Source organism: Adhaeribacter soli, from assembly GCF_008727925.1.
Classification (GTDB): domain Bacteria; phylum Bacteroidota; class Bacteroidia; order Cytophagales; family Hymenobacteraceae; genus Adhaeribacter_A; species Adhaeribacter_A soli.
Genome location: NZ_VTWT01000007.1, coordinates 21,433 through 41,281, shown reverse-complemented (window position 1 = coordinate 41,281; position 19,849 = coordinate 21,433). Strand labels below are relative to the sequence as shown.

The following is a 19,849-nucleotide window of genomic DNA, read 5'->3' as shown; positions in this document are numbered from 1 at the left end:
TATGAGCGACGTGCAAAACCCGATCTTCGATGATGAAAGAGAATTTCTGGAACGCCAGAAACTGGAATACAAAAATGCCCTGATGAGCGACGTTGCCGGCCTGAAAGACCAGACTACCCAGATAGGCAAGGGCGCTTTGCTGCTGGGCGGCGCCATGGCCGGCGTCTGGATGGTGAGCAAACTGATTATTGGCGGCACTAAAAAGCGGAAGAAGAAAAAAGCGAAAATGAAGCTCCTGCAAAGCCAGAGCACCAACCCGAATTCAGGCTTCTACCTGAAAAACGGCGGCGTGCAACCTGCCGGCAGCAACCAGGTTTACCCGGAGCACCAGCCCCGTTACGACGATGAAGTGAATTTTGGATCGCCGCTCGATTTTAACCAGCCGGTTTCCGAAGAAGGCAGCAGTTCGTTTTACAACACGCCGGCCAAGGTGTTCGAACCGCAACGCAACCTGCCGGGCAAATATTCCCTGCACCAGCATTACCACGCGGCCAGCGAACCCGAACAGCACAAGTCTTTCTTTGAGTCCGAATTTGTACGGTCGCTGGCTACCCAGGCCATGGCTTTCCTGCTGGTTTACCTGAGCAAAAAAGCCGAAGAATATGTGGTTAAAAATTACGATATTGCTACGGATAAGGGTTCTGAAACCCACGATGTAGACTTCACTTACCTGAACACGGATGCGGGCAAGCATTTATAAAAATCAGCTTTTAAAAACCGAAACCAACCAAAAGGCTTTCGCCGTATTGCTGGACCCCGATAATTTGACCCGGGAAAGCTGTTTAAAAATTCTGGCTTTAAGCGAAGCCCACCACGTAGATTACTTTTTTATGGGCGGCAGCCTGGTTACCACATCCAACCAGGCTGCTCTCATTCAGTTAATTAAAGAGAACTCTACCATTCCGGTTATCCTTTTCCCCAGCAACAGCCTTCACATCGATTCCCAGGCCGACGGCATTCTGCTGCTCTCCCTTATTTCGGGCCGCAACCCCGACCTCTTAATCGGCCAGCACGTTTTAGCCGCGCCTATATTAAAAGCCAGCAACCTGGAAGTAATACCTACCGGCTACATGCTCGTAGATACCGGCCGCCAGACTACGGCCTCCTACATGAGCGGCACCACCCCACTACCCTACGACAAACCCGCCATTGCCGCATGCACCGCCATGGCCGGCGAACTCTTAGGCATGAAATTCATTTACGTAGACGGCGGCAGCGGCGCCATGAAGCCTGTAAGCCCCGAAATGATCCGCGCCGTTAAAAATTCTATCGATATTCCCTTAATTATTGGCGGCGGCATCAATACCAAAGAAAAAGCCGAAGCCGCCCTAACCGCCGGCGCCGATATAATTGTAATCGGTAACGAAATTGAAAAGAATGCCGGTTTTCTGCCCGAGGTTTCGGAAGTATTGAAAAGTTTTAATCAGGAGTTGGTGTAGGGACATTTCGCGACCCAATGCCGTCAACTTAAGGAATTATTGCTCTTTCAGACATCTATGTCCGAAACAGCGATACCAGTTAATAAAAATGCTTAAGTTGACGGCATTGGGTCGCGAAATGTCCCTACGAAGACGTGTGAATACAGGATTACATTGAATTTCTTTCCGGTTTAATTTCAAACAAAAAAGCCCTGAAACCTTCCGGCTTCAGGGCTTTCCTATTTTATAAGCGTTTCGCTTAGTTATTCATAGCAGATTCGCGGCGGCGCATTTTACCGGCCGGAATACCGAACATCATTTTAAAGCGACGGCAGAAGTAAGCGGTATCTTTGTAACCCACATCTTTACCGATTTCGCGGATGCTTTTCTTCGTAGTGCGCAACAGGAATACGGCACGTTCCATGCGCTGGTACTCGATGTAGTCCTGTGGGTTAATGCCGGTCAGCATTTTGAAGTACTGGCCTACGTAATCTTCCGACACGTTCGCTACGTTGGAAAGCACCTTGTTCGACAGGTCGCCGCCCAGGTTTTCCTTGATGTAGTTGAACAGGTCGATCAGACGCGGATCTTTGAAGTACGTAGAGTTGGTAGCCAATTGCTCCACGAACATCTTGTTTTTCAGGATGTAGCGGATAATTTCTACCACGATCTGTTCGGTGTAAAGGCTGATCACGCGCTCTTTGCCCGGCAGGTCCTGCATACTTTCTTCTACTACCTTAATTACCAGGTTCGCCAGTTTCGAATTGTTCGAGATCAGGAACGCCGGTACATCCAGGGAAGCAAAGAAGTTAACCGAATCAAAAACCTTGGCTTCGAAGCTTACAAAGGAGTGACTTTCGTCGGCTTCCCCAATGGCATCGAGGTCGTTGTTGTTCCGGAAGAATTTATCCCGGTTATTGATCAGGTCGTCGTTGGAGATCGGCTTGGTAGTTTCCGCGTTTCCGTAAAAGATCTTGGTACTACGACCACCCGGAATGAAGAGCAGTTCGCCTTCTTCCACTACCTGTTGCTCGTCGCCGAAGGCTAAGGTACCGTTGTGCAATAAAATGAGGTTGTTGCCAACATCATAAAAATTGCGAACGGCAAATGGCTGCTGCAGTACCTGGTTTTTAGCTTTTATGAAACGAACGCCCAGCGATTCGATCACCTTATTGTAATCTTCCATGATTCTGAAGAGTTAAGTAGAAAATCAGCAATTATAAAAATCTGCCATAAAACTAACAATATCTTTTATACAATCCAAAATGCACTAGAAAATAATTATAATAGCAAACTGGTTATATTGGTGTTAAATGGCAGATTCCCTGATTTTTCTTCTGAAATTATTAATTTAGCCGCGAAGCAACTCTCTCGAAATTACTATTTTCTGTATCTCGGAAGTACCTTCGTAAATTTGGGTTATTTTGGCATCGCGCATTAAACGCTCTACGTGGTATTCTTTCACAAAACCATAACCGCCGTGTACCTGCACCGCTTCAACAGTAGTATCCATAGCGGTTTTGGAAGCGAATAATTTTGCCATCGCGCCGGATTTACCGTAATCGCGGTGGTTGTCTTTATCCGAAGCAGCCTGTAAGCATAACAGACGGGCGGCATCAATGTTGGTAGCCATATCGGCCAGTTTGAACTGAATGGCCTGGTGCTTGGAAATCTCTACGCCGAATGCCTTTCTTTCTTTTGAATATTTCAGCGCCAGTTCGTAAGCGCCGGAAGCAATACCCAAGGCTTGGGCAGCAATACCGATACGGCCGCCAGCCAGTGTGCTCATGGCAAATTTAAAACCGAAGCCATCTTCGCCGATCCGGTTTTCTTTCGGCACTTTCACGTCGGTAAACATTAAAGAGTGCGTATCGGAACCGCGGATACCCAGTTTATTTTCTTTCGGGCCAACTACAAAGCCTTCCATGCCCCGCTCTACGATCAGGGCGTTAATGCCGCGGTGACCTTTCGCTACGTCGGTCTGGGCAATTACTATATATACAGAAGCGGTGCTGCCGTTGGTGATCCAGTTTTTGGTACCGTTCAGCAGGTAGTAATCGCCTTTATCTTCGGCAGTGGTGCGCTGGCTCGTAGCATCCGAACCGGCTTCCGGCTCAGAAAGACAGAACGCGCCGATAATTTCGCCGGTGGCAAGTTTGGTCAGGTATTTCTGTTTCTGCTCTTCGTTTCCGTATTTTTCCAGGCCCCAGCAAACCAGCGAGTTATTCACCGACATTACTACCGAAGCCGACGCATCTACTTTGGAAATTTCTTCCATGGCCAGTACGTACGAAATGGTATCCATGCCGCTGCCGCCATATTTCGGGTCCACCATCATGCCTAAAAAGCCCAGTTCGCCCAGCTTCTTAATTTGTTCGGCCGGAAACTTCTGGTGCTCGTCGCGCTCGATTACGCCTGGCAGCAATTCGGTTTGAGCAAAATCGCGGGCAGCCGCCTGTACCGCCAATTGTTCTTCGGTAAGTTCAAAATTCATATTTCAGCTTTTATAAATTTGCAGAATTAGGTTCGATGTGCAAAAATAGAAATTTTCCTTTACAAGAAAGCAGGAATTAATTGTTCTGCCAGGAAGGGTACTTTTTCGGCCGGTTTTTCCTATCGTTTTTCTCTTCGCCTTCTTGGATACAACAAAATATAAGCGGTAATTTAAACCTGCATTCTCGTTATACCACCAACCAATTTTTACTATATGCCCTTCCTCTATAAACCCCCGCTAAAGTTTGCTTCAATTCTAATACTGCTTTCGATTTTCATCTGGGTTCAGGCTTGTAAGTAGAAAGACATCCCGCCGCTGGAGCAACTTCCGAAAGAAACCCAAGAAGGCAAAAACACGTTTGGCTGCCTGGTTAACGGCAAAGCTTGGGTGAATTCCGGAAGTGGGGGTTTCATGCAAAGTAATCTGGATGCAAGCTATATGAGGGGACAATTTTGGGTAGTTGGAGCCAAGCTGGACCTGGAAAATGATGAAAGAATTGCTGTCCGGGTTTTTGGAGGGGTAATTTCACCCGGCACCTATAAATTGTCGATGTACCAGAAGCAATACGGCAGTTTTGCCATAGATAACAATTGCGAATACGAGACCGACAGTTTAAATACCGGAACGTTGGAAATTACCCGCCTCGACTCTATCAATTACATCGTTTCCGGCCGGTTTAGCTTTTCTGTTACCAAACCAGGTTGCGGAACCGTGCATATTACCGATGGCCGGTTCGATGTAAAATATGGCTATTGATTCTGTTGCTTTAAAAAGCAAAAAACCTCACAGGTTTTAAAACCTGTGAGGTTTGCACCGGGAAACGCTACCGTTTCCGGCTTAAAAAGTATTATTCGCTGCGGCGGCCGCCCATTAAAATAGAAACGTAGTAAAGCAGGGTTGCCAAAGAACCTAAAGCGGCTACCACGTAGGTTAAAGCTGCCCATTTCAAAGCGTCTTTGGCCATACCGTGTTCCTGCTGCGTTGCAATGCCTTTCTGGTCGATCCAGGCAAGCGCGCGGCGGCTGGCATCGAACTCAACCGGCAGGGTTATAAAGCTGAACAGAGTAGTTAAGGCAAATAAACCTACGCCAACTGCCAACGGAACCGGGGTAGTCTGCATCATAAGAATACCGATCAGGATGATCCACTGCATGTAACGGGAAGCTACACTCAGGGCAGGCACCATAGCCGAACGGAATTTCAGCATGCTGTAAGCTGTAGCGTGCTGCACGGCGTGCCCGCATTCGTGGGCGGCCACGGCAGCGGCGGCCACACTTCTGGAAGCATAAACGCCTTCGCTTAAGTTAACGGTTTTATCGGCCGGGTTGTAGTGGTCAGTCAGCTGGCCTTCGGTGGAAATTACGCGCACATCGGTAATGCCATAATCGGCGAGCATGTGTTCGGCTACTTCGCGGCCACTCATGCCGTTCCGCAAGCCTACTTCGGAATATTGTCTGAATTTGCTGCGCAAACGCCACTGCACCAGGGCACTGGCAGCAAAAATCACGATCATTAAAATAATTGCCATCGTTATTTATTGTTTAATTGTTTTTTTACTTTTTCTACAATGTTGGTTGTAGAATAGCCTTTCACGAGCGAAACGGTTTTCACTTCTCCGCCCTTTTCCAAAACAATATCCGCGCCTACAATGTTCGCTATCTGGTAATCGTCGCCTTTTACCAGAATATCGGGCTGAATTGCTTTTATAAGTTCGTATGGGGTTTCTTCGTCGAAAAGCACTACCGCATCTACGAACAATAAGCTTGCCATGATGCGGGCACGTGCCAATTCGTCCTGCAAAGGCCTTTCCTCGCCTTTCAAACGCCTTACCGAAGCATCGGTATTCAAACCAACCACCATTTTATCGCCTAAAGCGCGGGCTTTTTCCAGGTAATCTACATGCCCCAGATGCAACAGATCGAAGCAGCCGTTGGTAAACACGATCTGTTGGTTTTCTTCCCGCCATTTTTGCAGTACGGGCTGTAAATTTTGCAGGGTATAGATCTTATCGGCTGAAGTCATGGGCTACGTTTATTTCATTTTCTTCGGACAGCAAGGCTTCTTCCGGCTGCCGGCGGCTTTTCAGCATGCTCATTACAAAACTAATTCCACCCATTATAACTACCAACAAGGTCTGCGAAGTATGTACGATGAGCGCATAAGCCATTCCGGATTCTTTCGAAAGCCCGTAAAGCAGCAAAGCGGCTTGTACCATCAGGTGAAAAATACCGATCCCGCCCTGCACCGGCGCCGCCATTCCCAGACCACCGATCACGAACACGGCCAGCGCCACATTCAATCCCAGACCATTGGTTGCCGGAATGGCAAAAAAGGCAATGTAGCCCATTATATAATAGGTGAACCACACAAAAAGCGTATGAAAAACGAATACACCTTTCTTTTCGAGCTTCATGATACTGAAAACGCCGTCCAGGATACCCCGGATAAATGTTACCAGCTTCACAAAATAGACGTTCTCCCGAAGGCGGTTCAGGTAAATGATCAGCAATATCACCCCAACCAGCGTAAGCAGCAGCATCGTGCCGACAATACTATAGATCAGAAAGCTGTTTTCCTGAAAGGAATTGTACTTGTCGTTAAAGAAGCCGAGGAAAAATTCGTGCAGGCGGTCGAATTCCACAAAAAAGGTAAGCGTGATTAAACTTAGCAGAATAACCAGATCTATTACCCGCTCCGTAATTACTGTTCCCAAAGAAACTTTAACCGGAATGGCATCGGTCCGTTTTAAAACGCTGCAGCGGATCACTTCGCCGGCGCGGGGCAGCACCAGATTGGCCAGGTAGCCCACCATCATGGCATTGTAAACCGCCCAAAAACTTGCCTTATGGCCGGTAGGGTCGATCTGCATTTTCCAGCGGTAGGCCCGGCTGAAATAACCGGTTGCCGCAATGGTTAACGAAACAAAGATCCAGAAATAATTGGCCTTCTGAAGCTGCTTTAAAACCAATTGAAAATCGATTCCTTTCAGGGCGTACCACATCAGGAACATGGAAAGGGCAAACAGCAGGAAGTATTTTAAAATGTTAAGCAGCTTCTTCATGAAGGCAAAAGAAAATGAAAACGGTATCTTTTCAGGCAAAAAAGCCGGCTATGTGCCACCGTTTCAGTCCTGAACTTACAAAAGTAAACATTTTCCCCGGAACAGTTTACTCCCTGATCCTGCAAACGAAAATACACACTGGCTTTCAATGCCTTATCACCCGATCTGACCAAGCCCAGCACAAGCCTAATCGTTATCCTTATTTCAAACCAATCAGGTTTATCACTCCATTTGCCGGCTTCATTGCCGTCTGCTTTAGCTGACGGTTTAAAAGATTTTCAATTTCGGCTTTAGCCAAAACGACATAACAGGAAGAGATAATGCTGAATTTTGGCAGCCTGCATCCGTCAGCTAAAGCAGACGGCAATGAAAATTCAAATAAAGAATTCAGCCGGGAAGAAATTAATACCAAAACTCCATAGCCTTCAGGCTAAGCCACTTTATTTGGTCATCCCGAGCGCCAGTCGAGGGAACTTATGGAGCCGTATATCTAAAATTTAATAGTAAGACAAATCTTGCTACGCTCGCTTTGTCATTGTAATTTCCATAAGTTTCTTCGACAAGCTCAGAATGACTCAATAAGTTAGCCTGGCTTGACGGCTATGGCCAAAACTCCAGACACGCTCCTTTTTTCCCGGCCTTACTTTTTCAGCAACTTAAACTACCGTTACAATATTATCGATCAGCCTGATTTCACCTAAAAAAGCTGCTAGGCACAAGGCCACTTCCTGAGGCCCTTCCGGTTCATTTATGGGCTGCAGCGAAACGGAATCAACTATTTCGAAATACTCTAATCTTATTTCCGGATAATCGTTCAGGTAATCGGCTACCGCATTTTTGATCTGCAGCAGGCTATAGTTTGGCAGCATGTTTTTGGCCAGCACCAAGGCATGATGCAGTTGCGGCGCAATTTCCCGTTGCTCAGCAGTCAGGCGGCGGTTCCGGCTGCTCATGGCCAGGCCATCTTCCTCTCTAACAATCGGATAGCGGACCACTTCCAGATTAAAATTGAGATCTGTAACCATTTGCCGGATAATTGCGTATTGCTGCAGGTCCTTCTGCCCAAAATAAGCCCGATGCGGCTGCACGATATGGAAAAGCTTGCTTACAATTAAGGCTACGCCGTTAAAATGACCGGGCCGGTGAGCGCCTTCCATAACCGTTTCCAGCTCGCCGAAATTAAAATGCACTCTGGCCGTGGCCGGATACATTTCTGCGGCAGAAGGCATAAATAGAATATCACAATTGGCCGCTTCCAGCATCAGGGCATCCTGCTCCTCGATGCGGGGGTAAAGCCGGAAATCTTCCGCGTTGTTGAATTGAGTGGGGTTCACGAATATACTGCAAACCGTAATATCATTTTCCGATACCGAAGCCCGGATCAGGTGCAAATGGCCTTCGTGCAAAGCGCCCATGGTAGGCACAAACCCGATCGTTTTTCCGGAAATGCGCAACTTCTCCGCCTCGGCGCGCATTTCACTAATGGTGGTTATTTGTTTCATTTAATATATAAAACGGTACTTAAAAGCACCAAAAAAGCAAACGCTTCTACTGTTACCAGATAAAAATTTGAAAATTAGAGATATTTTTTGTAATTTTGCATTACCAATACCTTTGCCCAAACGAAAATAAACTTTCCTATCCTATGTCGAAACTCAGAATCCTTTATGTCGCCACTGAAATTAACCCTTTCTTACAAACCACAAAAGTAGCAGACTTTCTGAGAATGTTGCCTCAGGCAATGCAGGAAAGAGGGATGGAAATCCGTATTTTTGTGCCGCGCTTCGGTTTAATTAACGAACGCAAGAACCGGTTACACGAAGTAGTGCGCCTGTCGGGTATTAACATTGCCGTAGGCGAAGAAGAAAAACCGCTGGTAATTAAGGTTGCTTCCATTCCGAACGCCAAGTTACAGGTTTATTTTATCGACAACGACGATTATTTCCACCGCAAGTCTGCGCTGGTAGATAAAGACAATAAATTTCACGCCGATAACGACGAACGCGCCATTTTCTTCTGCAAAGGCGTACTCGAAACCGTTAAAAAACTGGGTTGGTCGCCGGATATTGTACACTGCTACGACTGGATGACCGGCCTGATTCCGATGTACCTGAAGTCGACCTATAAAAAAGATCCGATCTTCAAAGATGCAAAATCTGTGTTTACTGTTTGCAACAACGAATTTTCCTATAAATTTGAGGGCGATTTACTTGAAAAAGTAAAAATGCTCGACATTGAAGACAGCATGCTGGGCAGCCTGAAATCGGCAGACTACGATGCGTTCGTGAAAGTTGGTATGGAATATGCGGACACCGTTATTAAGTCCGACGACGATTTCAGCGACAACATGAACGTGCTCTTCAACGAGTTCAGAAAAACGAAAACCATTAACGAAATTGAGCAGGACGAAAACCAGCTCGACTCTTACTACAACCTGTATAATGAACTTGCGAACTAGCAGCGTATATTTATTCCTTCTTTCTCTAATTACTCTAGCATCCTGCGAAAAACCATCAGATATCGGGCTTAACCTGCAAGGCAACACCTTAGGCACAACTTTCGGCACCAACGCCGTTTCGGCCGCCACCATTGTTGAGCCCGACTCAATATTAGCATTTAAAGGAAAACCAATTGTGGTTGGTAAAACTACCGATGGAGAACTGGGCACGATTACGGCTACGCATTATACCCGCGTAAACCTTAACGGCACAAACGTTACCTTCGATGCTCCCTCCAGAACTGCTGACTCCGCCGTATTGGTGCTGTCTTATAGTGGCTATTACTACGGCGACACTACGATCAGCATTACCCTGGATGTAAAAAGGCTGAGCGAGCCTTTTATCGACGCTAAAACGTATTTCTCTACGGATGTATTGGCCACCGATGCAACCCTGGGAAGTATTACGTTTAAACCACGGAAGAACCGACTAAGCAGCAATGGGAAAGAATACAGCCGCCTGCTGCGCATTAAGCTGGACCAGAACTTTGCCAACGAACTGATGAGCAAATCCGGCACGGCTGATTTTTCTACCCAGGAGGCCTTCCGCAATTACCTGAAAGGCATAGCCATTGCTCCTGCTGCCAACTCTGCATCCGGTAGCATTATAGGGCTGAATACTTCTCCCGATAGCGCCGGAACCCAGCTAAGTATAGCAGGGCTTAACCTGTATTTCAAAGACCAGGCTGGAAAAACCAAATCCCATAATTTCACTTTAAGCCCCGATGCCTATTTTAACGGCATAAAAGCCGACCGTCAGGGTAAATTAAAGATTGCACCGGCCATGGAAGTACCGTCTGCCGAGACCGGCGACGTCACGTATATCCAGGAAAATACCGGCGTAAAAACCCGCATTACGTTTCCTGGCCTCGAGAACTTTAAAGATGGAAAAGGGAATGTGTATATTAATTATGCCGAACTTATTCTGCCGGTAAAAGCCGGCACCATTGGTTCCATTGGTACCGTAACCAGGCCTTCCTCGGGTATTTTCCTGTATGAAAGCACGCCCGGCAAACGGGTGGCTAAAACCTCCGGCGGGGTAGCGTATGCCGTACAGCGGGGCGATGCGCCGGCGCTGGGCATTACCCGCCCGTTAAGAGCCCTTTACAATACCGACAGCTCTTTCTACAAAGCCGATATTACTTCTTACGTGCAGGCGCTGGTAGATAAACAAAAACCCAACAATGGCGTAATTGTTTCGCCGGTACCGGAAGATTCCTTTACTGCAACAGCAGCCGGACTTGCTTTTCCGGGAACTATTACGGTAAACAGAAGCATTATAAGCACCGCCGGCAAAGGCATCCAACTCAGAATTTATTACTCAACATTAAACCAATAGGAGTTTTATAAAAGGTGCAACCAGCACCATTTAAACTGAAAAAACTATATGTGCGGAATCGTAGCATACATTGGGCATCGTGAAGCATGCCCGATCATCCTGAAAGGATTGAAAAGATTGGAATACCGGGGTTACGACAGCGCCGGTATTGCTTTGTTAAACGGAGATTTAAACGTTTATAAGAAAAAAGGCAAAGTAAGCGACTTAGAAAAATTTATCGGCGACAGCAATACCCACGCGCATGTAGGTATGGGCCACACCCGCTGGGCAACGCACGGCGAACCAAACGACTCCAATGCGCACCCGCACTATTCCACTTCCAAGCGGATCGCTATTATTCACAACGGGATTATTGAAAACTACGCGGCCCTGAAAACGGTTCTGCAAGGTAGAGGCCACCAGTTTTTCAGCGATACCGATTCTGAAGTATTCATCAACCTGATCGAAGATATTCACCAGAATAACAACTGCACCCTGGAAGAAGCCGTTCGCCTTGCTTTACACGAAGTGGTGGGCGCTTATGCCATTGTAGTTTTATCGGCCGAAGATCCGGATAAACTAATTGCGGCCCGTAAAGGCAGCCCGCTGGTAATTGGCGTAGGCAAAGACGAATACTTCCTGGCTTCCGATGCTACCCCGATCGTGGAGTACACCAACGAAGTTATTTACCTGAACGATTACGAGATCGCGGTTATTAAAGACGGCAAGCTCGATATCCATACAAAAGAAGCCGTTCAGACCACTCCATATATTCAGAAACTGGAATTGAAGCTCGAAGCCATTGAAAAAGGCGGTTATGAGCACTTCATGCTGAAAGAGATCTTTGAGCAGCCACGTTCCATCATGGACAGCATGCGCGGCCGCTTAATTGCCGACCAGAACCACCTGATGATGGGCGGTATCCGGGAGTATGTTAATAAATTCGTTGCTGCCGACCGCATTCTGGTAGTAGCTTGCGGTACTTCCTGGCATGCGGGTTTAGTAGCAGAATATTTATTCGAAGAATTTGCCCGGATCCCGGTTGAAGTGGAATACGCTTCTGAGTTCCGTTACCGGAACCCGGTTATCCGCGAAACGGACATTGTAATTGCTATTTCCCAGTCCGGCGAAACAGCCGATACGCTGGCGGCAATCGAACTGGCAAAGTCGAAAGGCGCTACTATTTTTGGCGTTTGCAACGTGGTAGGTTCTTCTATCGCGCGCGCTTCCGATGCCGGTGCTTACACCCACGCCGGTCCGGAGATCGGGGTAGCCTCAACCAAAGCCTTCACGGCCCAGGTAACGGTGCTTACCTTAATGGCCATGATGGTTGCCGAGAAACGCGGCATGATCGAAAACAGCCGCTTGCGCCAGTTAATGGTTGAAATGGAGAACATCCCGGCCAAAGTAGAACAAGCATTAAAATTAGATGCCCAGATCCAGCACATCGCCGACGTTTTCAAAGATGTTCCGAACTTCCTGTATTTAGGCCGTGGTTACAACTTCCCGGTTGCCCTGGAAGGCGCTCTGAAACTGAAAGAGATCTCTTACATTCACGCGGAAGGTTACCCGGCAGCAGAAATGAAGCACGGCCCGATCGCGCTGATCGATGAGAACATGCCGGTGGTAGTAATTGCTACCAAAGACAGCTCTTACGAAAAAATCGTTTCCAACATTCAGGAAGTAAAAGCCCGCAAAGGCCGCATTATTGCCATCGTAACCGAAGGCGACGATGTAATTCCGGAAATGGCTGAGTTCGTGATCGAGGTTCCGGCAGTAGACGAAGCCCTGGTTCCGTTGATCTCGGTAATTCCGCTGCAGTTATTATCGTACCACATTGCTGTAATGCGCGGTTGCAACGTAGACCAGCCACGTAACCTGGCAAAATCGGTAACGGTAGAATAAAACGCTATTGTTCAAGTATAAAAAGGCAAACCTTAAGCGGTTTGCCTTTTTGTTTTTCTAAGCTTCGTATAAAATTTGTATAAAATCCCCTGAAGCTTATGTGGTTTTTGGAGCTTTAACCAGATCCGTTAAGCTTTTAGCAGCATTCGAAAATTCGGAAGGCATAAGAATAACGGTGGTAGTATTATTATCGATTCCGATCTCAGAAATCATTTGCAAGCGGCGTAATTCCAAAGCAATTGCACTCTCGGACATGATCCGGGCACTTTCTGCCAATTTTTCTGCCGCGGCCAGTTCAGCTTCGGCTTTAATAATGCGTGCCCGTTTCTCGCGAATGGCTTCTGCCTCCCGCGCCATGGCCCGCTGCATAGATTCCGGAATTTCCACATCTTTCATTTCCACCATCTCAATTTTAATTCCCCAGGGATAAGTGGCTTCGTCTACCAGCCGCTGGAGGTTGCGGTTAATTTCTTCACGCTCTTTCAGCACTTCGTCCAGAACATGCTGCCCGATAATATTGCGCAACGTGGTTATAGAAAGCTGGTAAACCGCCTGATTATAATTGGCTACCTTCAGAATGGCGCTGGATGGCTCCACCACCCGGAACCACAATACCGCATTTACTTTTATGGTTACGCTGTCTTTGGTTATAGTTTCCTGGCGTTCCAAATCTACGGTTCGGGTGCGGGTATCGATCTTTTGCTGCCATTCAAAAAACGGAATAAGCCAATAAAGTCCGGGCCCTTTTATGCCGCGATACCTACCCAGGCGGAAGATGATGCCCCGTTCGTATTCCTGCGCAATCCGAAATCCGGTCAGCAGCAAAAATATTAAAACTCCCAAACTAATAAGTAGCATCATAACTTCCGGGTTTAGTTATTTAACTGCCGGGAAACGCTATTGTTCAGGCATAAAAAAGGCAAGCCCTATCAGCTTGCCTTTCTTTAAATCATTTCCTTGCGAATACGCTATTCCTTTTTATCTAAAAACTTAAGCAAACGCTTCGTTCTTCAGGAATTTGGTTTTCAGCAGCGGACAGATCTTGTAGCGTTCGTCTTTGGTATCTTCATAAACGGCCTGCAGGGTTTCGTACACGTTACGTACGCCTAATTTGTTTGCCCATTCAAACGGTCCGAACGGATAGTTGGTACCGAGCTTCATCCCCAGATCGATATCCCGCACGGTGGCCGTACCTTCCTGCAGAGTATAGCAGGCTTCGTTAATGATCATGCAGACAATGCGCGGCGTAACGAGACCAACCCGGTCTTCCACTACTAAATATTCCGTACCCAGTTCCTTACAGATTTCTTCCAGTCTGGTTATTCCGTGGGCATGCAGCAAAGAAACTTCCAGGTACTGCCGGTTGATCATGGTAGGCAACCCGTTAAAACCGATCAGATTGCAGGTTACCTTTTCAGCGCTTAGGGCTAAAACCGCCAGTTGCACTTTTACCGCGCTGCAGAATACCGTTAAATGCTCTTTACCGGCATAATGGCTCAGGCGGACCGGTTCATCCTGCAGTAGAAAATCGAAAACTACCTCGGTTTGGGGCAGGTGCTTTTCCAGTTCGTCGTAGCTTTGGATGAAAGTATATTGGTGCGAAGCGGTAAATTTCTGTTGGAATTCGGCGGCAATTTCCGGCGTGCTTAAAACAAGTACCTGCATATTTCTCTGTATATTTGGCCGTAAAGATAGGTTTTAAATGAGGAAATTCTGAAAATGTGGAGATTTGAAGATGTGGAAATTGAAAATTACGATTTAAAAAGCTGCCTTTTCTTTAACAACCACCTGAAATATAACTTCTAAAATATTCATTCTTATGGCAAATACTATTGTAAATTCACCAAACGCACCGGCGCCAATCGGGCCGTACAGCCACTCCGTTTTAGCAGGCAACACGCTTTATATTTCCGGCCAAATCGCGCTGGATGCCCAAACCGGTAACCTGATCAGCGAGAGCATTGAAGCGGAAACCCACCAGGTAATGAAAAACCTGCAGGCTATTTTACAGGAAGCGGAAATGGGTTTTGCCGACGTTGTAAAGTGCACCATCTTCGTGAAAGACATGAACAACTTCGCCCGGATAAACGAGATCTACGGCAGCTACTTTGCTTTCAACCCGCCGGCCCGCGAAACCGTGGAAGTGAGCCGTTTACCTAAAGATGTGAATGTAGAAATTTCGGCTATTGCGGTAAAATAGCAGGAATATAAACGCTATACGGAAGGCCTGAAAAGATGCAGACCTTCTATTTTGAAATCAAGCCTCACAGGTTTTTGAAACCTGTGAGGTTTTTACGTTTTATTCGCGTAAGGCTTCATCTTCGTCTTTCGGTACGTTTTCTTTTTCTTCGTATTTGCCCTTATCTTTATTTACGGCCCGGTGCCCCATTTCCACTTCTTTGTACGCCACGCGCACCGCATACTGCTTCGGGTAAATGTTGGAGCCATACTTCCGGGAATATACCAACGTAAAAACGGCCCCGAAAAACAGTATCTGGGAAGAGTAAAAAACCCAGACCAGCAGAATAGCCATAATACCGGCCGCGCCATACACCGAAGCCACATCCGTTTTGCCGATATACGTGGCAATTAAAATTTTACCGATGGTGAATAAACCCGCCGTAACGCCTGCCCCAACGCGTACATCACGCCATTTTATATCGGCATCGGGCAGAAACTTGTAAACCGCGGCAAAAAGGAAAGCAATAACCAGGGTGGACAAAATCAGGTTAACGGCATTGGCAATAAAAACCTGGGAACCTTCAATGTTTAAAATCAGGTGGTTATTGAGCCATGAAAACGCCGATTGAACCAGCACCAGCGCCAGCAACAGCGAGGTAATGCCCAAGATCATCAGGAAAGACATGAAGCGGTCGCGCACCAGTTTCATAAAGGCCTGTTTGGGTTTCGGCTTCACCCCCCAGATAAAATTGAGCGAATCCTGCAGGGAAATAAAGGCACCGGTAGCGGCAATCAGTAAGGCGGCGATACCGATAATAGTTGCAAGCGTCAGGCCGGAGTATTGGCTTAGGTTGGCAACCATTTTCTGCACCTCCAGCGCGCCTTCCACGCCAATATAATCTTTCATATAAACGTAGATCTGCCCTTCTACCGCTTTCCGGCCGTAAAAAAGACCCGCCGCATTTACGATAATGATGATCATGGGCGGCAGCGAAAAAACGGCATAATAAGCCAGCGCTGCTCCCAACTGGAAGGGGTTTATATCCAGAAATTCGAGCCACGATTCCCGGACCAGGCACCATACTTTATCAAGCGATTTCGATAGCATTTTAAGGAAGAATTATTACGGGCTGGTTTGTAAAAAGGCACCGGAGGTTACAGCCCGTTGTTGAACGGCAGCGCATTTTAAAAGTTAATACTTATTTACGGCCACCTTTCAGCGTATAAATGCGTACCGCCTTGGTTTCTGCACAATTTAAACGTGCCATTGGCCGTAGATTTTTGTAACTTGCGCCCGTTTTAAATACCATTTTTTCTAAGAGCACATTCATGGAAAGAGAAGTTAGAGTACGCTTTGCTCCCAGCCCGACCGGGCCTTTACATATTGGCGGCGTTCGCACCGCTTTGTACAATTACCTGTTTGCCAAAAAGATGGGCGGCAAAATGCTGCTCCGCATCGAAGATACCGACCAGAACCGTTTTATTCCCGGCGCCGAGAACTACATTTTCGAAGCCCTGGAATGGTGCGGCATTAAGCTGGACGAAAGCCCGGTAGTAGGCGGTCCGCATGCGCCTTACCGCCAGAGCGAGCGTAAACCGATGTACATGGAATACGCCATGAAACTGGTAAACGAAGGCAACGCTTATTATGCTTTCGATACGGCCGAAGAACTGGACGCCATGCGCGAGCGCCTGAAAGCTGCCAAAGTGGCCACGCCGCAATACAATTCCATTACCCGCAACACCATGAAAAACTCGCTGACGCTTCCGGAAGACGAAGTGAAACAGCGTTTAGCGAACGGCGACCCGTACGTGATCCGTTTAAAAGTGCCGCGCAAGGAAGAGATTCGCCTGAAAGACATGATCCGCGGTTGGGTAATGGTACATTCTTCCGCCATCGACGATAAGGTTTTGATGAAATCCGATGGCATGCCAACATACCATTTAGCCAACATCGTGGACGACCATTTAATGGAGATCACACACGTAATTCGGGGCGAAGAGTGGTTGCCAAGCGCCCCGTTGCACGTGTTACTGTACCGTTATTTAGGCTGGGAAAGCACCATGCCGGAATTCGCGCACTTGCCACTTCTGCTGAAACCAGACGGTAACGGCAAACTGAGCAAACGCGATGGCGACAAATTAGGCTTCCCAGTATTCCCCCTGAACTGGGTAGATCCGTTTACCGGCGAGAAATCGAGCGGCTACCGCGAAAACGGTTACCTGCCGGAAGCGTTCGTAAACTTCCTTGCTTTCTTAGGCTGGAACCCGGGCACGCAACAGGAAATCTTCTCTATGGACGAACTGATCGAAGCGTTCTCGATCGAGCGCATCGGCAAATCCGGCACCCGTTTCGATCAGAATAAAGTAAAGTGGTACAACGAGCAATACCTCCGCGCCAAACCGGACGAGGAACTGGCCGTGTACTTACTCGATGCCCTGAAAGAGCACAATATTGAATGTTCGCCGGAGAAAGCCGCTAAAATTGCTTCGGTCATGAAAGAGCGCGTTACCTTCCCGCAGGATTTCTGGCGCGAAGCCAAATACATGTTCATTGCTCCGGAAACGTATAACGAGCAGGTAGCAGCTAAGAAATGGAATTCCCAGGCGGTAAACATTTTTGAGCAGTTCAAGAACGAGTTGCCGGGCATCGAAGTGTTCATGGCCGAAGAAATCAAGCATTTGCTTAACAGCATCCTGGAACGTAACGGCATGAAGCTCGGCGCAGTAATGCAGGCCTTGCGCTTAGCCATTACCGGCGTAGAAGCCGGCCCGGACCTGATGGCTATTATCGAAATTATCGGCAAGGAAGAGACGGTTAAACGCCTGGAAACTGCCATTGAGAAGCTGCAGCCTTACGCACTGAAAACGGCTTAACCCCACCCAACCCTCCCCTAAATCAGGGGAGGGCTTTTTTTTCAATATTGCTGGTTCAAGTTTTCAACTTGGACCTACAAATGATCTGAAGTTTTCAACTTCAGTGAGGCGACAGCCTCAAAAGGAGCGTTTTCTGCAAGGAACAACCTGTAATAAACACTTCGCTGAATGCTCAAAGGAGAATTCGCCAGCATGAAACGGTCCTCACCTAAAAACTTCGAGGGCTTTTTTTGCGACGATTTTTAGAAGAACGCCATTAAAAACCGGGAACATGCAATAACATTTCGGCGGAATAATTGTAAATTTACTTTCCGGAAAAGTGTTTTATGTCTGTTTCAGCTGCCCTTCTTACTCCTGAGCAACTCTGCCGCCAGCTAGCCGCCGGCGATCAGGCTACGCTGCAGCTGCTTTTCAAAACCTTTTACAACGATCTCTACAAGTTCACCTGGAAATTCGTGCGCAACCAGGAAGTAGCCGAAGAACTTACCCAGGACATTTTCATTTATCTTTGGGAAAACCGCGAAACGCTGCAGATTAATTCGGCCGTGAAAGCTTATCTGTACACCATGGCGCGGAACCGGGCTTTCAATTACCTGAAAAGCCGCGTGGCGCGCATGAGCGTGGTTTCGGATGAGGTGCCGGAAACGTATGCGGCTTTAAGCCAGACGCCGGAAGAAGAACTTTCACAACAGGAACTGGAAAAACTGGTAAGCGAGGGCATTGAACAGCTGCCGGAGAAATGCCGCATTGTATTCAACCTGAGCCGTCAGGAAGGTCTTTCGTACCAGCAGATTGCCGACGAACTGCAGATCTCGCCTAAAACGGTGGAAGCGCACATGAGCACGGCCCTGAAAAAATTGCGCACTTTCCTGAAAACCGTTTGGGCAGACGCCGTGCTGGTATTACTTTACATGTTCATTAGCTAACCCGGAAAACCGTATGCAGCACAGCCTGAAAAGTATAAGAAATTTTGCAGCCGGCACTAAGGGTAGCGCTTCCGGAAATTGTCTTAAAAGAAACGGGAATAAAATTTAACCAGCATGTTGCCGCCAACCATCGATTGGGAAGTATTAACCAGGTACCTGGCCGGAGAAACGTCGGAGGAGGAAAACCGCGACGTGGAGCTCTGGGAGGCCTCCAGCGCTGCCAACCGGCGCCAGCTGGCCCAGTTGCGCCAGATCTGGTCGGTAGCCGGCAGCCCGGCCGAGGCTCCCGAAACCGATGAAGCGGCTGCCTGGGAAAAAATAAACCGCAAAATTTCAGTTCAGCCGGAAACCACAACCATTACGCCGGAACCACAAGCCAAAGACTACAGCTGGGTATGGAAAGTTGCAGCCGGCCTGGTGCTTATTTTAGGTACGGCACTGGTGCTTTTCCGCAATAAAACCAATATGCTGAGTCCCGGTCTGGCTTACATCAAGTACGAAACACCTGCCGGCAAACGCTCCAAAATTTCTTTACCGGATGGCTCCACCGTTTGGTTGAACGGTAACAGTTCCCTGCGCTACCCGAAACAATTTGCGGCTAATTCCCGCGAAGTAGAACTGGAAGGCGAAGCATTTTTCGAAGTAGCCAAAGATGCCAGCAAACCTTTCCGGATAAGCGCCGGCGAAACGGTTACCGAAGTAAAAGGTACTTCCTTTAACGTAGATGCTACTGCCGGCGAGGAAATAATTGTTTCGGTGGTGACCGGAAAAGTGGAATTGCGGGAAGAAGACAAACCGGAAAACCGGGTACTGCTCACGCCTAACCAGACCGGCCGCTTTAACGCTGCTGCCCACAAAGTGACCGCCGAAGCTACTGCTGACCTGAACTTTATGGCCTGGCAAACTGGCGTGCTGCGTTTTCAGGATGCTGAGCTGAGCACCGTAGCGCATGACCTGGAGAGATTCTACGGCAAAAAAGTGGTTTTCCGCAACGAACAACTCAAAAACTGCCACCTTACTTCCACCTTCGATCATCAGGATTTGGAGGAAGTACTGGAAGTGTTGCGTCTTACGCTGGGCCTTACTTTTTCCGTGGAAAAAGATACTGTTTATGTAGATGGTACAGGTTGTTGATTATTCGTTAATTTTGTAAAATAATACTTAATTAACTG

General features: G+C 47.6%; 19 protein-coding genes. 10 read left to right on the top strand and 9 right to left on the bottom strand.

Annotated features, from left to right (window positions below):
• Window position 1 precedes the first annotated feature (1 nt).
• Window positions 2–700 carry a hypothetical protein gene (locus tag F0P94_RS13090; protein WP_150904350.1) on the top strand — a complete coding sequence of 233 codons (699 nt, stop codon included), beginning with the start codon at window positions 2–4 and terminating at the stop codon, window positions 698–700.
• Entirely contained in the window at window positions 681–1,439 is a 759-nt protein-coding gene (locus F0P94_RS13085) for a geranylgeranylglyceryl/heptaprenylglyceryl phosphate synthase (RefSeq protein ID WP_150904349.1), read from the top strand. Before F0P94_RS13090 ends, F0P94_RS13085 begins: the two co-directional genes overlap by 20 nt.
• A 238-nt stretch (window positions 1,440–1,677) precedes the next feature.
• Here F0P94_RS13085 and F0P94_RS13080 read toward each other — a convergent pair whose 3' ends face one another.
• Entirely contained in the window at window positions 1,678–2,604 is a 927-nt protein-coding gene (locus F0P94_RS13080) for a helix-turn-helix domain-containing protein (protein ID WP_150904348.1), read from the bottom strand.
• 165 nt (window positions 2,605–2,769) lie between these two features.
• Window positions 2,770–3,912 carry an acyl-CoA dehydrogenase gene (locus tag F0P94_RS13075; protein ID WP_150904347.1) on the bottom strand — a complete coding sequence of 381 codons (1,143 nt, stop codon included), beginning with the start codon at window positions 3,910–3,912 and terminating at the stop codon, window positions 2,770–2,772.
• Window positions 3,913–4,350: 438 nt separating this feature from the next.
• Between F0P94_RS13075 and F0P94_RS13070 the strand changes: the two genes are divergently transcribed.
• Entirely contained in the window at window positions 4,351–4,668 is a 318-nt protein-coding gene (locus tag F0P94_RS13070; protein WP_150904346.1) for a DUF6252 family protein, read from the top strand.
• A gap of 91 nt (window positions 4,669–4,759) precedes the next feature.
• Here F0P94_RS13070 and F0P94_RS13065 read toward each other — a convergent pair whose 3' ends face one another.
• From F0P94_RS13065 to panC, 4 genes are all read right to left on the bottom strand, one after another.
• Window positions 4,760–5,440: a zinc metallopeptidase gene (locus F0P94_RS13065; RefSeq protein WP_225307215.1), complete on the bottom strand. Its 681-nt coding sequence runs from the start codon at window positions 5,438–5,440 to the stop codon at window positions 4,760–4,762.
• Between the two features lie 2 nt (window positions 5,441–5,442).
• Window positions 5,443–5,934, bottom strand: coding sequence for a D-glycero-beta-D-manno-heptose 1-phosphate adenylyltransferase (rfaE2, locus tag F0P94_RS13060; RefSeq protein WP_150904345.1), 492 nt, complete (start codon window positions 5,932–5,934; stop codon window positions 5,443–5,445).
• Window positions 5,918–6,973, bottom strand: a complete 1,056-nt coding sequence (locus tag F0P94_RS13055; RefSeq protein ID WP_150904344.1) for a lysylphosphatidylglycerol synthase transmembrane domain-containing protein — start codon at window positions 6,971–6,973, stop codon at window positions 5,918–5,920. The genes rfaE2 and F0P94_RS13055 overlap by 17 nt, the downstream gene beginning before the upstream one ends.
• 656 nt (window positions 6,974–7,629) lie before the next feature.
• The gene (gene panC / locus F0P94_RS13050; protein WP_150904343.1) at window positions 7,630–8,475 is read right to left on the bottom strand and encodes a pantoate--beta-alanine ligase; all 846 of its coding nucleotides are present in this window, start codon (window positions 8,473–8,475) and stop codon (window positions 7,630–7,632) included.
• A gap of 143 nt (window positions 8,476–8,618) precedes the next feature.
• Here panC and F0P94_RS13045 point away from each other — a divergent pair, with 143 nt between their 5' ends.
• Genes F0P94_RS13045 through glmS form a run of 3 tightly spaced genes read left to right on the top strand, consistent with a single transcriptional unit; the run spans window position 8,619 to window position 12,693 of the window.
• Complete coding sequence (locus F0P94_RS13045) at window positions 8,619–9,431, top strand: glycogen/starch synthase (protein WP_150904342.1); 813 nt, start codon at window positions 8,619–8,621, stop codon at window positions 9,429–9,431.
• Window positions 9,415–10,809 (top strand): DUF4270 family protein, encoded by a 1,395-nt coding sequence (locus F0P94_RS13040; protein WP_150904341.1) that lies wholly within the window; start codon window positions 9,415–9,417, stop codon window positions 10,807–10,809. The genes F0P94_RS13045 and F0P94_RS13040 overlap by 17 nt, the downstream gene beginning before the upstream one ends.
• A 48-nt stretch (window positions 10,810–10,857) precedes the next feature.
• Window positions 10,858–12,693 carry a glutamine--fructose-6-phosphate transaminase (isomerizing) gene (gene glmS, locus F0P94_RS13035; protein ID WP_150904340.1) on the top strand — a complete coding sequence of 612 codons (1,836 nt, stop codon included), beginning with the start codon at window positions 10,858–10,860 and terminating at the stop codon, window positions 12,691–12,693.
• A 96-nt stretch (window positions 12,694–12,789) separates the two neighbouring features.
• Here glmS and F0P94_RS13030 read toward each other — a convergent pair whose 3' ends face one another.
• Both F0P94_RS13030 and F0P94_RS13025 read right to left on the bottom strand, forming a co-directional pair.
• On the bottom strand, window positions 12,790–13,554 hold the full coding sequence (locus F0P94_RS13030; protein WP_150904339.1) for a slipin family protein: 765 nt from the start codon (window positions 13,552–13,554) through the stop codon (window positions 12,790–12,792).
• 129 nt (window positions 13,555–13,683) lie between these two features.
• A complete protein-coding gene (locus F0P94_RS13025) occupies window positions 13,684–14,358 on the bottom strand; it encodes a 3-hydroxyacyl-CoA dehydrogenase family protein (RefSeq protein WP_150904338.1) in 675 nt (224 codons plus the stop codon).
• Window positions 14,359–14,512: 154 nt separating this feature from the next.
• Here F0P94_RS13025 and F0P94_RS13020 point away from each other — a divergent pair, with 154 nt between their 5' ends.
• Entirely contained in the window at window positions 14,513–14,893 is a 381-nt protein-coding gene (locus tag F0P94_RS13020) for a RidA family protein (protein ID WP_150904337.1), read from the top strand.
• Window positions 14,894–14,992: 99 nt separating this feature from the next.
• On the opposite strand, the gene F0P94_RS13015 is transcribed toward F0P94_RS13020, so the two are convergent.
• Entirely contained in the window at window positions 14,993–15,982 is a 990-nt protein-coding gene (locus F0P94_RS13015; RefSeq protein ID WP_150904336.1) for a YihY/virulence factor BrkB family protein, read from the bottom strand.
• A 221-nt stretch (window positions 15,983–16,203) separates the two neighbouring features.
• Here F0P94_RS13015 and gltX point away from each other — a divergent pair, with 221 nt between their 5' ends.
• From gltX to F0P94_RS13000, 3 genes are all read left to right on the top strand, one after another.
• Window positions 16,204–17,751 (top strand): glutamate--tRNA ligase, encoded by a 1,548-nt coding sequence (gene gltX, locus F0P94_RS13010; RefSeq protein WP_150904335.1) that lies wholly within the window; start codon window positions 16,204–16,206, stop codon window positions 17,749–17,751.
• Between the two features lie 326 nt (window positions 17,752–18,077).
• Window positions 18,078–18,677 (top strand): RNA polymerase sigma-70 factor, encoded by a 600-nt coding sequence (locus F0P94_RS13005; RefSeq protein ID WP_150904334.1) that lies wholly within the window; start codon window positions 18,078–18,080, stop codon window positions 18,675–18,677.
• 114 nt (window positions 18,678–18,791) lie between these two features.
• Window positions 18,792–19,811: a FecR domain-containing protein gene (locus F0P94_RS13000; RefSeq protein ID WP_150904333.1), complete on the top strand. Its 1,020-nt coding sequence runs from the start codon at window positions 18,792–18,794 to the stop codon at window positions 19,809–19,811.
• Window positions 19,812–19,849 lie beyond the last annotated feature (38 nt).

What these genes read in the sequence shown, in the direction of transcription:
- F0P94_RS13080 (WP_150904348.1), bottom strand. Translation starts at nt 2,604, where the DNA reads ATGGAAGATTACAATAAGGTGATCGAATCGCTGGGCGTTCGTTTCATA.
- F0P94_RS13070 (WP_150904346.1), top strand. Translation starts at nt 4,351, where the DNA reads ATGAGGGGACAATTTTGGGTAGTTGGAGCCAAGCTGGACCTGGAAAAT.
- F0P94_RS13055 (WP_150904344.1), bottom strand. Translation starts at nt 6,973, where the DNA reads ATGAAGAAGCTGCTTAACATTTTAAAATACTTCCTGCTGTTTGCCCTT.
- glmS (WP_150904340.1), top strand. Translation starts at nt 10,858, where the DNA reads ATGTGCGGAATCGTAGCATACATTGGGCATCGTGAAGCATGCCCGATC.
- gltX (WP_150904335.1), top strand. Translation starts at nt 16,204, where the DNA reads ATGGAAAGAGAAGTTAGAGTACGCTTTGCTCCCAGCCCGACCGGGCCT.
- F0P94_RS13090 (WP_150904350.1), top strand. Translation starts at nt 2, where the DNA reads ATGAGCGACGTGCAAAACCCGATCTTCGATGATGAAAGAGAATTTCTG.
- F0P94_RS13075 (WP_150904347.1), bottom strand. Translation starts at nt 3,912, where the DNA reads ATGAATTTTGAACTTACCGAAGAACAATTGGCGGTACAGGCGGCTGCC.
- F0P94_RS13015 (WP_150904336.1), bottom strand. Translation starts at nt 15,982, where the DNA reads ATGCTATCGAAATCGCTTGATAAAGTATGGTGCCTGGTCCGGGAATCG.
- panC (WP_150904343.1), bottom strand. Translation starts at nt 8,475, where the DNA reads ATGAAACAAATAACCACCATTAGTGAAATGCGCGCCGAGGCGGAGAAG.
- F0P94_RS13065 (WP_225307215.1), bottom strand. Translation starts at nt 5,440, where the DNA reads ATGGCAATTATTTTAATGATCGTGATTTTTGCTGCCAGTGCCCTGGTG.
- F0P94_RS13000 (WP_150904333.1), top strand. Translation starts at nt 18,792, where the DNA reads ATGTTGCCGCCAACCATCGATTGGGAAGTATTAACCAGGTACCTGGCC.
- F0P94_RS13085 (WP_150904349.1), top strand. Translation starts at nt 681, where the DNA reads ATGCGGGCAAGCATTTATAAAAATCAGCTTTTAAAAACCGAAACCAAC.
- F0P94_RS13040 (WP_150904341.1), top strand. Translation starts at nt 9,415, where the DNA reads ATGAACTTGCGAACTAGCAGCGTATATTTATTCCTTCTTTCTCTAATT.
- F0P94_RS13005 (WP_150904334.1), top strand. Translation starts at nt 18,078, where the DNA reads ATGTCTGTTTCAGCTGCCCTTCTTACTCCTGAGCAACTCTGCCGCCAG.
- rfaE2 (WP_150904345.1), bottom strand. Translation starts at nt 5,934, where the DNA reads ATGACTTCAGCCGATAAGATCTATACCCTGCAAAATTTACAGCCCGTA.
- F0P94_RS13030 (WP_150904339.1), bottom strand. Translation starts at nt 13,554, where the DNA reads ATGATGCTACTTATTAGTTTGGGAGTTTTAATATTTTTGCTGCTGACC.
- F0P94_RS13020 (WP_150904337.1), top strand. Translation starts at nt 14,513, where the DNA reads ATGGCAAATACTATTGTAAATTCACCAAACGCACCGGCGCCAATCGGG.
- F0P94_RS13025 (WP_150904338.1), bottom strand. Translation starts at nt 14,358, where the DNA reads ATGCAGGTACTTGTTTTAAGCACGCCGGAAATTGCCGCCGAATTCCAA.
- F0P94_RS13045 (WP_150904342.1), top strand. Translation starts at nt 8,619, where the DNA reads ATGTCGAAACTCAGAATCCTTTATGTCGCCACTGAAATTAACCCTTTC.